This is a genomic window from Dactylosporangium siamense (assembly GCF_016862795.1).
In the GTDB taxonomy this organism is placed as follows: Bacteria; Actinomycetota; Actinomycetes; order Mycobacteriales; family Micromonosporaceae; genus Dactylosporangium; species Dactylosporangium siamense.
Genome location: NZ_BONQ01000014.1, coordinates 143,931 through 156,057 on the forward strand (window position 1 = coordinate 143,931; position 12,127 = coordinate 156,057).

12 protein-coding genes are annotated in these 12,127 nt (G+C 71.6%); 4 read left to right on the forward strand and 8 right to left on the reverse strand.

Going from position 1 to position 12,127, the window contains the following annotated elements; genetic code table 11:
- Positions 1–103: 103 nt before the first annotated feature.
- On the forward strand, positions 104–1,504 hold the full coding sequence (locus tag Dsi01nite_RS02520; RefSeq protein WP_203844341.1) for an FAD-binding oxidoreductase: 1,401 nt from the start codon (positions 104–106) through the stop codon (positions 1,502–1,504).
- On the opposite strand, the gene Dsi01nite_RS02525 is transcribed toward Dsi01nite_RS02520, so the two are convergent.
- Positions 1,453–2,466 (reverse strand): helix-turn-helix transcriptional regulator, encoded by a 1,014-nt coding sequence (locus Dsi01nite_RS02525; protein WP_203844342.1) that lies wholly within the window; start codon positions 2,464–2,466, stop codon positions 1,453–1,455. The genes Dsi01nite_RS02520 and Dsi01nite_RS02525 overlap by 52 nt on opposite strands.
- A gap of 55 nt (positions 2,467–2,521) precedes the next feature.
- On the opposite strand from Dsi01nite_RS02525, the gene Dsi01nite_RS02530 reads away from it, so the two are divergent.
- Entirely contained in the window at positions 2,522–2,977 is a 456-nt protein-coding gene (locus Dsi01nite_RS02530; protein ID WP_203844343.1) for a hypothetical protein, read from the forward strand.
- Here the strand turns inward: Dsi01nite_RS02530 and Dsi01nite_RS02535 are convergent.
- Together Dsi01nite_RS02535 and Dsi01nite_RS02540 are read right to left on the reverse strand one after the other, a co-directional pair.
- Positions 2,961–4,331, reverse strand: a complete 1,371-nt coding sequence (locus Dsi01nite_RS02535) for a condensation domain-containing protein (RefSeq protein ID WP_203844344.1) — start codon at positions 4,329–4,331, stop codon at positions 2,961–2,963. The two genes, Dsi01nite_RS02530 and Dsi01nite_RS02535, sit on opposite strands and share 17 nt — an antisense overlap.
- 3 nt (positions 4,332–4,334) lie before the next feature.
- The gene (locus Dsi01nite_RS02540; RefSeq protein WP_239135630.1) at positions 4,335–5,579 is read right to left on the reverse strand and encodes a condensation domain-containing protein; all 1,245 of its coding nucleotides are present in this window, start codon (positions 5,577–5,579) and stop codon (positions 4,335–4,337) included.
- A gap of 708 nt (positions 5,580–6,287) precedes the next feature.
- Between Dsi01nite_RS02540 and Dsi01nite_RS02545 the strand changes: the two genes are divergently transcribed.
- Entirely contained in the window at positions 6,288–6,434 is a 147-nt protein-coding gene (locus Dsi01nite_RS02545; protein WP_203844346.1) for a hypothetical protein, read from the forward strand.
- Positions 6,435–6,590: 156 nt separating this feature from the next.
- Positions 6,591–7,847: a condensation domain-containing protein gene (locus Dsi01nite_RS02550; RefSeq protein ID WP_203844347.1), complete on the forward strand. Its 1,257-nt coding sequence runs from the start codon at positions 6,591–6,593 to the stop codon at positions 7,845–7,847.
- A gap of 57 nt (positions 7,848–7,904) precedes the next feature.
- Here Dsi01nite_RS02550 and Dsi01nite_RS02555 read toward each other — a convergent pair whose 3' ends face one another.
- Genes Dsi01nite_RS02555 through Dsi01nite_RS02575 form a run of 5 tightly spaced genes read right to left on the reverse strand, consistent with a single transcriptional unit; the run spans position 7,905 to position 12,028 of the window.
- On the reverse strand, positions 7,905–8,858 hold the full coding sequence (locus tag Dsi01nite_RS02555) for an ATP-binding cassette domain-containing protein (RefSeq protein WP_203844348.1): 954 nt from the start codon (positions 8,856–8,858) through the stop codon (positions 7,905–7,907).
- Positions 8,859–8,882: 24 nt separating this feature from the next.
- Entirely contained in the window at positions 8,883–9,647 is a 765-nt protein-coding gene (locus Dsi01nite_RS02560) for an ABC transporter permease (protein WP_203844349.1), read from the reverse strand.
- On the reverse strand, positions 9,631–10,854 hold the full coding sequence (locus Dsi01nite_RS02565) for a glycosyltransferase (RefSeq protein ID WP_203844350.1): 1,224 nt from the start codon (positions 10,852–10,854) through the stop codon (positions 9,631–9,633). Before Dsi01nite_RS02565 ends, Dsi01nite_RS02560 begins: the two co-directional genes overlap by 17 nt.
- Positions 10,851–11,114, reverse strand: coding sequence for a phosphopantetheine-binding protein (locus tag Dsi01nite_RS02570; RefSeq protein WP_203844351.1), 264 nt, complete (start codon positions 11,112–11,114; stop codon positions 10,851–10,853). The genes Dsi01nite_RS02565 and Dsi01nite_RS02570 overlap by 4 nt, the downstream gene beginning before the upstream one ends.
- 5 nt (positions 11,115–11,119) lie before the next feature.
- Entirely contained in the window at positions 11,120–12,028 is a 909-nt protein-coding gene (locus tag Dsi01nite_RS02575; protein WP_239135631.1) for a methyltransferase domain-containing protein, read from the reverse strand.
- Between the last annotated feature and the right edge of the window lie 99 nt (positions 12,029–12,127).

The window sequence follows — 12,127 nt, forward strand, 5'->3', positions numbered from 1 at the left end:
CCGGGCCTCCGGGCGTCCTATGTGGACCGGCACCCGGGAGCGGTCCGGGGCGGCGGTCCTGGAGCTGCTTGCCGACGCATCGGGTCGATGACAGTATCTGCGGGTGCGGCTCGATCTTGCAGAACTTCGCGACACGTTCCACGGCACCCTGGTGACCCCCTACGACCCCGGTTACGAGGCGGCTCGGGTGCTGTTCAACACCCGGGTGCGGACCCGGCCGGCGCTGATCGCGCAGTGCGCGGACGCCGCCGACGTCGCCGCCGCGATCGGGTTCGCCCGGGAGGCGGGGCTGCCCCTGGCCGTCCGCGGTGGCGGGCACCACGCGGCCGGGCTGTCGCTGGTCGAGGGTGGCGTCGTCGTCGACGTCGGCGGCCTGCGATCGGTCAGCCTGGACGCCGGGGCGCGCACGGTGACGGTCGGGCCCGGCGTCGGGTGGCGCGACATCGACAAGGTCACCTACGTGGAGCACTCGTTCACCGGCGACGACGGCCTGGAGTACGGTCTCGCCGGTCCCGGCGGTGAGTGCCCGACGGTGAGCAACGCCGGCTACAGCCTCGGCGGCGGCTACGGCCCGCTCGGCCGCACGTTCGGGCTGGGCTGCGATCACATCGTCGCCGCGGAGGTCGTCGACGCGACCGGGACCGTGCTACGGGTCACGGCGGACGAGCACCCGGACCTGTTCTGGGCGCTGCGCGGCGCCGGTGGGGCCGGGTTCGGGGTGGTGACGTCGCTGACGTACCGGCTGAACCCGCTGCCGAAGACCGTCGTCGGCGGGGTCGTGGCGTGGCCGCTGTCGAAGGCCGAGGAGGTCTTCGCCGCCTACCGCGACCTGTACGAGGGGCGCACCGACGAACGGCTCGCGTTCTGCCTGCTGCTGACCACCGAGCCGTATCCGGACGGCGAGCCGGTCGTCGTCATGTACGGCCTGTACGTCGGCCCGCCCGGCGAGGCGGCGGAGGCGCTCACACCGATCGAGGCGCTCGGGGAGCCGCTGTTCAGCTCGATCGGGGAGACGTCGTACTTCGACCTCATGCAGGGCATGGGCGAGGAGATCATGTACGGGCTGCAGTCGAAGTGGCTCGGCGGCTACTTCGGCCCGGCCGGGTTCGACGAGCCCGCGTTCGCCACGATCCTGGACAACTTCCGGCGGCTGCCGTCGGGCTACTCCATGGTCCGGTTCGACCTGCTCGGCGGCGGCGCGATCGGCCGGGTCGCTCCCGACGCGACCGCGTTCGTGCACCGGGCGCCGGTGCACTACATCTCGGTCATCGCGCAGTGGCAGGGCGACGAGGAGACCGACGCCAACGTGACGTGGATCGACGACTTCGTCGAGCAGCTCGCCCCGCACCTGACCGGCGAGGTGTACCAGAACTACGCCAGCCGCGACCTGACCGACTGGGCGGGCGCCTACTACGGCGCGAACTACCCCCGCCTGCAGCAGGTGAAGCTGCGCTACGACCCGGACGACGTGTTCTCGACCCCGCAGTCGATCCGGCTGCCGTAGCGGGCGGCGAGCCCGGCGGCGGTCGCCGCCAGCCGGGCCCGCAGCTCCGGCGGGGCGAGGACCTCCAGGTCGGTGCCGAAGCGGAGCAGCTCGCCGTGCGCGTGGTCGACCGACTCGATCGGCAGCGTCAGCTCGACCCGGCCGCCGGCGTCCGGCGGGCCGGCCGAGCTGAGCGCCGCCCGCGTGACCGCCGGCGCGCACAGGTCCGGCAGCCGTCGCAGGCCCTCCGCGGACAGCCGGACCGTGGCGGTGCCGGTGTGCCGCCGCTCGGCGAAGTCATCGAGATAGCGCCGCCAGTGCGCGGCGAGGTCGAACCCGTCCGGCCGCTCGAACCGCTCCCCGGTCGCGACGGCGCTGAGCAGGTTCGCGACCTTGTAGGTGCGCATCTGCCCGTCGACGCGGGCCACCACATACCAGCGGCCGCCCTTGAGCACCAGGCCGAACGGTTCCAGGACGCGGGTGACCTCCTGGGGTGCCTCCCAGCGGCGGTACCCGACCCGCAGCCGCCGCTGCCGCCACAGGGCGTCGGCGACCGGGGCGAGCAGCGGGTGGTCGTGCTGTTCGTCGTACCAGTTGGGCAGGTCGATGTGCAGCCGGTGCTGGACGTGGTCGGCGCGGGCCCTCAGGTCGTCGGTGAGGGCGGCGCGCAGCTTCGTCGCCGCGCCGGCGGCGGCCGGGCCGAGGCCGAGATCTGCGGCGGCGGCTGGGAGCATGCTCAGGGCGAGCGCGGCGGCCTCGTCGCCGGTGAGGCCGGTCAGCTGGGTGCGGTAGCCGGGCAGCAGCCGGTAGCCGCCGTCGTGGCCGGGCTCCCCGTGCAGCGGGACGCCGGCGCCGTGCAGGGCCTCGATGTCGCGGTACACCGTGCGCACCGACACCTCGAGCTCCGCGGCCAGGGCGTCGGCGGTCATCCGGCCGCGCGCCTGCAGCAGCAGGATCAGGGAGACCAGTCGACCGGCGCGCACCTGATCATTTTCCACTGACAGCAGGTGTCAGGGGACCCTGGATAGCGTCGCCGCCATGAACAACTTCGACTTTTTCGTCGGCACGTGGACCTCGACGCAACGGCGGCTGCGCAAGATCCTCGCCGGAAGTGACGACTGGTACGAGTTTCCCGGCAACGTCCGCTGCTGGAACGTCATGGGTGGGGCTGCCAACGTCGACGAGATCGAGTTCCCCGACCAGGGCACCAGCGGCATGACGCTGCGGCTGTACGACCCTGCGACGGAGCTGTGGTCGCTGTACTGGGCCACCACCCGCACCGGGCTGGTACTGCCGCCGATGGTGGGCCGGTTCGGCGATGACGGGCGCGGCGTGTTCAGCGGCGACGACGTGCACGACGGCACGCCGATCCGCTGCAACTACATCTGGTCGGCGATCACGCCGGAGTCGGCCCGGTGGGAGCAGGAGTTCTCCGCCGACGGCGGGCGGACGTGGGAGACGAACTGGGTCATGGACTTCACCCGGGCGGGTTGAGCGCGGCGTCGACGGCGGCGGACTCGATGCCGCGGGCGCACGCCTCGACCTGCGCCGGGGACAGCCGGTGCGTGTCCGCCCAGATGGCCAGGTCGACGGCCGCGTCGGCGGCGTCGACCTGCAGGTAGAAGGTGCCGTCGTAGGTCGGCAGGGTCCGGTCCCAGCGCAGCGTGGTGCCCGGCAGCGCGGCGCGGACCTGGTCGGCGGTGGGCGGCACCGCGGGCAGTGCCGCCGCCGGGCCGCGCCGGTCGTTGACGAAGCACGAGATGTCGATCGGCTCGCCGCGGTCGGCGGCGAGGCGGTCCAGCATCGCCCGGTGGTCGGCGGGGTCGTAGTAGCCGTGCAGGTAGGCACTCGTCGCGGCCCGCCACACCCGTTTCGCGACGGCGTCCAGGTAGCCGCCGCCGTCTCCACCGCCGCCGTCGCCGGCGCCGATGGAGACGTCGCCGATGGAGACGTCGATGACGCAGATGCCGGGCTGGGTCAGGTGGCACACCGCGTCGGCGAAGCCGGGGCGGAACCGGTTGCTCACCAGGACCTGCGCGACGCTCGGGGTGCGTCCGGTGACCCGGGACAGGGCGACCCCGTAGGCGGCCAGCAGCACGTGCCCGGTCTCCACGCCGGCCCGCGCGGCGACGACCTGCAGGGCCAGGTGCAGCGCCGGCGAGTGGCAGACGACCTCCCAGAAGCGCGGGGTGCGCGGGTCGTCGGAGGTGCCGAACCGGGCCGCCGGCAGGTCCCGCAGCGCCGCCTCCCAGTGCCGCAGCGACTTCGCGCTGTGCCGGCGCTCGGCGGGCAGCGCCTGGCGGTGGGCGAGGTCCAGGGGACGGACACCGCCGGCCGGTGCGTCGTCGGCGAGGTGCGGGAGATCCCGCACGAGGGCCTCGATGCCGAAGCCGTCGACGGCGAGGTGGGAGTACTGCACGACGAGGTGGCTCGGCGTGCCGTCGACGGTGACCACGCCCCACCGGACCGGAAACTCGGTGGCCAGGTCGAACGGGGTGAACTCGTATCGGCTGCGCAGCGCCTCGGCCGCCGCCGCGGCACCGTCCGATGTGGACGCGATGACGTCGAGGTCGACGGCGCCGGACGCGGACAGGATCTGTCGCGGTGGTTCCCCGGCGAGGCTGAAGCGGGTGCGCAGCGCCTGGTGCCGGCTCACCAGCCGGCCGAGCGTGCCGGCGAGCTCGGCGACGGACGCGTCCGGGCCGAGGGCCACGGTGCCGCCGATGTTCAGGGTCCGGCCGGTGCGCCGCATCGTCTGCCAGATCTCCCACTGGCCCCAGGTGAGCGGCGCGGTGCCGGCGCCGTCGCCGTGGAACGGCACGGCCAGGCGGGACGTGGCAACGTGCATCGGCTACTCCTGCAGCGCGGCGACGACCACCAGTTCCTCGATTCCACGAAGAATCGCCACCAGATCGTCCGGTGCCACCCGCTGGGTGTCAACGCGCAGGCTGATGTCGACCGTGTCCGGCACCGGATTGATCAGGAAGAACACCGTGGCGTACGGGTCGTCGGAGTTCGTGCCCCACCGCAGCCGGCTCTCCGGCAACGCGTCGGTGATGTCGCTCGCGCTCGCGTGCGGCAGGACCTCCGCCGTCGCCATGGTCCGGCGCCGGTCGTTGAAGTAGGACTGCAGGTCGAGGGCGGCGCCGCGCTCCTCGCCCACCCGGGCGATCATGTCCCACAGGTCGCGAGGGTCGTAGTAGGCGTGCATGCCGGCGGTCAGCTGGGTCTTCCAGACGCGGGCGACGACCTCGTCGAAACTCACGTCCGCGGTGTCCACCACGCACAGGGCGCTCTGCGCCAGACCCGCGACCGATTCCTTGAAGCCGGGCCGGAAGCGGTTGCTCACCAGCATCCGCACCACCGTGGTGGGGTCGCCGGAGATCCGCGCCAGCATCAGCACGTAGGCGGCGAGCAGGATCGTGCTGCTGTGCGCCTTGGTCCGCTCGGCGATCCGGCCGAGGGCGAGGTAGGCGGCGGGTGAGGAGTAGCTCGCCTCCCAGTACCGCGGCGACGGCGGGTCCGGCACCGGCGGGAAGCGCTCCGGCGCGATCTCGCGCAGCTGCTTCTCCCAGTGCCGCAGCGACGTGTTGTGCTGCCGCCGCCCCGCGCCCCCGCGCTGCCGGCGGGCCAGGTCGGCGGGCTGGACGCCGGCGACCGGGGCGAGGTGCTCGCCGGTGGCCCGGTCCAGGTTGGCCATGTCGGCGATGAGCGCCTCGATGCCGTAGGCGTCGATCGCCATGTGGGAGTACAGCACGACGAACCACGCCGGGGTCCCGTCGCGGCACACGACCGCGGCGCGCACCGGCCAGTCCTCGGCGTTGTCGAACGGCGCGTCCTGGAGCGCGGCGTCGAGGGCCGCGGCGACCTCGGCCGGGTCGTCCTCGCCCGCCTCGACGATCTCGATGAGGATCTCGCCTTCGCCGGACAGGACCTGCCGGGGCAGGCCGTCCTCGCCGAGCCGGTAGCGGGTCCGCAGTGATTGGTGCCGGCCGATGAGAAACGCGAGCTCCATGACGATCTGGTCGATCGTCTGGCCGTCGAGCAGCGGCATCGTGCCGCCGGCCCAGTCGACCCGGCCACCGCCGAGCTCCATGGATCTCCATGCCGCCCATTGGCCCCACGTCAATTCCTCGACACCCGATCCCTCACCCTTGAATCGGACCGGGATGCGCTGCGCCGTTGCAGTCTCCGCCATGACCTCTCGCCTCGTAATCGTCGGTGCAAACGCCGGCCGAAGGGACTGCGGGGCGGCCGGCCGGCGCCGCCTGCGCCGTGCCGGCCGGCCGCCACGACAGGGTTAGAGCCGGGCGTTACGGAGCTGAGCGTTGCTACCACGCAGCTGAGCAGCCTTCATTTCGCACCTCCCTTGCCTGGTCACTGGAAAGTGCTCGAAAGGGACCACTGGCGTGTTGTCCGGTTCCAGACCTGTTCGGACCCGGACGATCGCGCGGGCCCACCCTGCAAGCACTGCACCGGAGCCTATCGGCTGTCTTCTACCTGACGAAAGAGGTGAGTATTGATCTCATCCAATCAATGCCCGAAGGTCCGAATTTTAACGATCGTTATGTCCGATTTCCGTGGAAGCGTCGGGGAAATGCGAAAGGCATTGAAAGTTTACGAAGTGGGAACACCGGCGGTTGACACGCTGCAAACCCCGGGCGATGCTTCTGTCGGTCATAGACTTCGGTCGTTCAAAATGACCGCAGGGGCTTCTGCAGATTCGTCGTGAAGTCGACGGATGAGGTGTGCCCTGCCATTCCATATCGCACTGTGATGTGCCAAACGATATGAGGAGGTGAACATGTCGAACGCCATCTCGGGCCGGGCCATCTCGGGCCGCGCCATCTCGGGTCGGGCCATCTCCGGCCGCGCTATCTCGGGTCGGGCGATCTCCGGCCGGGCCATTTCGGGTCGCGCCATCTCGGGCCGCCGCGCCATCTCGGGCTGACCTGACGGCACCACCGAACCGAGCACCACCGCACAGGTGGGGAGCCCGCACCGGCACCCCCGGACGGCACCCGACGGGCATGGGTGTCACCAGGGTCCGGCCGGGTTCCCCTCCTCCGCACGACCACCGCAGCGAGCAGCACCCTGGAGGCACAGCGTGTCCGGCGATGAGACGTATCCGGCGACCGTCGGACAGCTGTCCGTCTGGCGCGAGATCGAGCGGCTGCCGGCCGACCGGCTGTGGGAGGCGAACCTCTCCTCCGTCTGGGACCTACCCGAGGGCGACTGGGGCGAGGAGCGGATCTGGTCGGCGCTCGGCGCCGCCGCCATGCGGCACGCCTCGATGCGCACCACCTACGTGCTCGACGAGGGCGGATTCCCCCGGCAGCGCGTCGCCGCGCACTCCGTGCAGGAGGTCCTCGCCCAGGTCAGGCAGGGCACCGCCGACGTCGCCGAGCGCGAGGCCAAGGACACGGCCGAGCTGCAGCGGGCGATCGACACCACCGCGGAGCTGCCCTGGCGCGCCTGGATCCTGCTCGACGGCGGGACCCCGAAGCAGGTCCTCGTCGTGTTCAACCACATGGCCGCGGACGGGGTCGGCGGGCTCGTCCTGCGCGAGGACTTCGAGACCATCCTCGGCGGCACCGAGCTGCCGCCGGCGCCGGGGCCGATCGAGCTCGCCCTCGACCAGCAGGGCGAGGGCAGCGGGCGGCTGCGCAACGCCGAGCGCTACTGGCGGCGGACCATCAGCGCCGCACCCCACCGGCCCCCGGGCGGCGACGCGGAGCCGCTCGGCGCGGTGCTGCACACCGGCATCCCGATGCCGCTGGCCAACGAGGCCATCGGCAAGTTCGAGGTGACCCTGGCCAGCCTCATCCTCGCCGCCTACTACCGCGGCATCCAGGCGGCTACCGGGCAGGACGCGGTGCTGCTGCTGCTCATGTCGTCCAACCGCTTCGACGAGACGCACGCGCGGGTCGTCACCAGCCTCAACCAGTGGACTCCGCTGCTGCTGCAGTTCGAGCCGGACGAGCCGTTCGAGGAGATCCTGCCCAAGGTGCACTGGAAGGCGTTCAACGCGCTGAAGAACGGCGTCTGCTCACCGGACGCGATGTGGGTGATCCGTGACGAGCACGAGCGCCTCGACCCGCCCGTCGACCCCGGCTTCTCCTACAACCCGATGCTCGCGCCGCCCGGCTTCCCGTCCGAGGACCGCCTGGTCGCGCCGCGGATCGAGCGCTTCGAGCCGGCCCGCGCGACCGGTCCCGGCTTCTACCTGATCGTGCGCGGCCTGACGTCGCTGGACCTGGTCTTCCGCACCAGGCGGCACGGCTTCGACGACGCCGCGATGACGACGATGCTGCACACGATCCAGGACCACCTCGCCGGCACGATCGGCGGCGAACGGCTCTGAGCAGGCGACAAGGGCGCGACCCGCTCCGGGTCGCGCCCTTCGTCGTGCCCGGGCGGATCAGTCGCGCAGCGACCGTCCGGTCTTGGTGAGGAAGACGTCGTCCAGCGTCGGACGGTGCAGCTCGATCGTCTCCAGCTTGATCCCGGCGCCCTCGAGGGTGCGCATGATCTGCGGGATCGCCGAGTCCCCGGCGTCGACGTTGAGCCGCAGCTCGTTGTCCTCGCGGACCTCGACGCCGTTGGAGTAGGACTCCTTGCCCAGCAGCTCACCGGCCCGCTCGGCCTCCTCGGCGACCACGACGGTGACGACGTCGCCGGAGATCTCCCGCTTCAGGTCGGCCGGGGTGCCCTCGGCGACGATCTCGCCGTGGTCGATGATCGCGATCCGGTCGCAGAGCGCGTCGGCCTCGTCGAGGTAGTGCGTGGTGATGAAGACCGTCATGCCCTCGGCGCGCAGCCGGCGGATCTCGTCCCACATGTGGGCGCGGCTCTGCGGGTCCAGGCCGGAGGTCGGCTCGTCCAGGAACAGCACCTGCGGCTGGTGGATGACGCCCATGGCGATGTCGACGCGGCGGCGCTGCCCACCGGAGTACGTCTTGCACTTGCGGTCGGCGTACTCGGTGAGGTCGAACGCCGCCAGGGCCGCCTCGGCGCGCTTCTCCGCCTCGGCCTTGCCGATGCCGTACATGCGCGCCTGCAGCACGATCTCCTCGCGGCCGGTCACGTCGTCGGTGGTGCCGCCGCCCTGCGCCACGAAGCCGATGAGGCGCCGCACCGCCTCGGGCTCGGTGCGCAGGTTCGCCCCGGCGATCGTCGCCTCGCCGTCGGAGGCCGACAGCAGGGTGGCGAGGATGCGCAGTGTGGTGGTCTTGCCGGCGCCGTTCGGGCCGAGGAAGCCGAAGATCTCGCCCTGCGCGACGTCCAGGTCGATGCCCTTGACCGCCTCGACGCTGGTCGCCTTCTTGCCGCGGCCGGACTTGTAGACCTTCTTCAGGCCCTTGATCTTGATCATGACAGTGCTCCTATACCGACCGGACTACCGGACCGAACGCGAGAATGTGCGGGCCGACCAGATCACGGCGACCACCATGAGGCCGGCGGCGATGACGATGCTCTGCCAGATCGCCGGGTTGCCGGTGTCCCCGATGAACAGCGCACGCAGGCCCTTGGCGGCCCAGTTGAACGGGTTGAAGTCGGCGACCGTGCGCAGCCACAGCGGCGCGAGGGCGAGCGGCAGCAGGGTGCCGGACAGCAGCATCAACGGCTGGGCGATGTTGTTGACGACCTGCCCGAGCACGCTGGGGTTGGCGACGCGGATCGCGATGCCGTAGGAGATCGACGCCGACGACAGCGCGCACAGGGCCAGGATCGCGTAACCGAGCAGCAGGCTGCCGATGTTGACGAACACACCGAACGGCAGCGACAGGACGGTGATGATGATGCACTGCACGATGACCGTGACGACGTCGCGCAGCGACCGGCCCAGCAGCAGCGCGACCCGGCTGACCGTGGTCACCCGGGACCGCTCGATGACGCCGTTGGCGAGGTCGCCGAGCAGGCCGAAGCCGACGTAGAGCCCGCCGGCGAGCGCCAGGGCGATGAGCATGCCGGGCACGTAGATCTTGTACGCGTCGCTCATCGTGTTCGCCCCGACCGAGGCGAGCGCCGGCTTGAGCAGCGGCGCGAAGAGGATCAGGTAGACCGCCGGCTGGGCCACGCCGAGGACCACCCACAGCGGCGAGCGGAGCATCAGCAGCATGTGCCGCTGGAAGATCAACCAGGTGTCACGCAGGAGTTTCACGCGCTTGCTCGCTTTCAGACGTCGTGCGTTCGGGGAGGATCGAGGAGCTGCCGGACCGGCGTGCCAGCTGGATCAGGGCCGTCGCGGCGGCGTCGGCGCCGCCGCCCGCGAGCAGTCGCTTGCCGGTCACCCGCGCCGCCTCGGCGTAGCGGGGGTCGTCGAGGAGGTCGAGCAGCGCGGCCCGCAGCGCCTCGGGCCGGCTGTGGTCGATCGACACCCGCAGCCCGGCGCCGGCCCGCGCCACCGCCGAGGCCATGAGCGCCTGGTCGCCCTTGATCGGGGCGACGAGCAGCGGCACGCCGTGCACCAGGGACTCGTTGACGGTGTTGGCGCCGCCGTGGCTGACCACCGCGTGCAGGTGCGGCAGCAGGTCGAGCACGGGCACGGGCCGGCGGACGAGCACGTGGCCCGGCTCGCCGGTGATGGTGCCCTGCGGCGCGACCACGACCGCCTGCAGCTGCTCGCCGAGCGGTTCGAGGCCGGCCAGGACCCGCGGGTAGAAGTGCGCGGCCTGGTCCATGTTCAGCGTGCCCATGGTGACCAGGACGTGCTTGCGGGCCGGGTCCAGCCAGTCGAACGGGAAGTCCGGATCCGGTGCGCGCGGGGCGATCGACGGGCCGACGGTGACCGTGTTCGGCGGCAGCTGCGCCGGGTCGTCCAGCAGGTCCTCGCCGAGGAAGCTGATCACCAGGTCCGGCGAGAACCGCAGGTCCCACGGCGGTTCGCCGGGGTGCCCCGCGGTGGTCCACGCGGCCCGCATCTGCTGCTGGATCCACTCCTCCACGCGGGGCAGGCCACGGGCGAACGGCCTGGTCAGCTCCATCGCGCTGGACGCGACGGTGGCCCACGGCAGCCCGAAGCGGTGCGCCACGATCGGGCCGGCGATCGCGTGCTGGTCGACGACGAGCAGGTCCGGCCGGAACGCCTCGACCGCCGCCTCGACACCTTTGCGGGTGTACTTCGTGTGCGGCAGGATGTAGCCCTCCCACCGCGAGCGGGTCGCGTCGAGGCCGCGTTCGGCCTGGCCACGGTGGGCGCGCAGCGGGATCGGGTGGATCGCCGCGTCCGGGCCGGCGAGGGGCCGCAGGAACGACTCCGACCCGGCCCACAGCACCTCGTGGCCGCGCGCCAGGAGCACCTTGGCCACGGCCACCATCGGGTTGACGTGGCCCGTCAACGGCAAGGACAAGAACAAGAACCGGCTCATGTACGGGCTCCGGCAAGCTCCGCCAGGTCCCCGACGGTCAGGTCGATCAGCCCGGGCAGGTCCAGGCCGGTGAGGTGCGAGGCGAGGTCGACCCCGTACACCTCCCGCATCCTGACGCTCAGGGCAACGATCTCGAGGCTGTCGATGAACAGGTCTGTGTCAACCCGGGTGGCGGGGGTGACCGCCGCCGCCCAGGCCTCGTCCTCGCCGGTGACCTGGCGCAGCAGCTCCACGATCTCCTGGTGGGGCGGCGCGGCCATGACGATCAGTCCCCTGCCGCCGGCTTCGTGGCGCGCACGGCGCCGTAGGTCACCGCGCCGGTCTGGAAACCCTTGAGCATCAGCGGGCCGGCGTAGAAGAAGCCGAGCACGTCGACACCCCGGTCGCGGGCCAGGTCGCGCATCATCGACCGGCCGTTGTCGAGCTCCTTGACCTGGGCGAACCCGGGCTCCCAGGAGTTGGCGACGTTGGCGCTCCAGTCGACGAACGCGATCCCGGTGAACCCGGCCGCGGCGGCGAGCCGCTCGTGCTCCTCCAGGGAGGAGAAGCTGGGCATGACCTGGTGGCGCAGGATCTGGTCGACGGTGCGGGTCTCCTCCGCGGTGAGCTCGCCGTCACGGACCGACCAGGTGGCGATCGCGACCAGGCCGCCCGGTCTGAGCACCCGCAGGACCTCGGCGAAGAACGCCTCCCGGTCCGCGATGTGCATGAGGCTCTCGACGGCCCAGACCACGTCGAACGATCCGTCCGGGTAGTCGTTGGCCATGAAGTCGCACTGGCGGAACCTCGTCCGCTCGCCGAGGCCGAGCTCCGCGGCCTTCTCGTTGGCCCGGGCGGCCTGCGCGGCGCTGAGGGTGACGCCCTCGACGGTGCAGCCGAGGGGTCCGGCGAGGTGCATCGCCGGTCCGCCGATGCCGCAGCCGACGTCGAGGACCCGGGCGCCGGCCGGGATGCCGGCGAAGTCGACCAGCTCGCGCACGAGCCGGTCGGTCGCGGTGTGCCGGTCGTCGTCGTTGCCCGGCCGCTCGCCGATGTCCCAGAAGCCGTGGTGCACGTGCTGGCCCCACAGGTCCTCGTACAGGTCCAGGGTCGTGTCGTAATACCGTTCGACGGCGGCGTTCAGCCCGGGCCCGGCCGGTGCGGACGGGTATGCGGAACCGGCATTTGCTTTCACAGTCGCAAATCTCCGAATGGGATCACCAGCTTTGGGCGCGTTCCCGGTTTAGGGACGCACGGAGCCCGGCCATTGTATGGGCGACGCGCCGACGCTTGT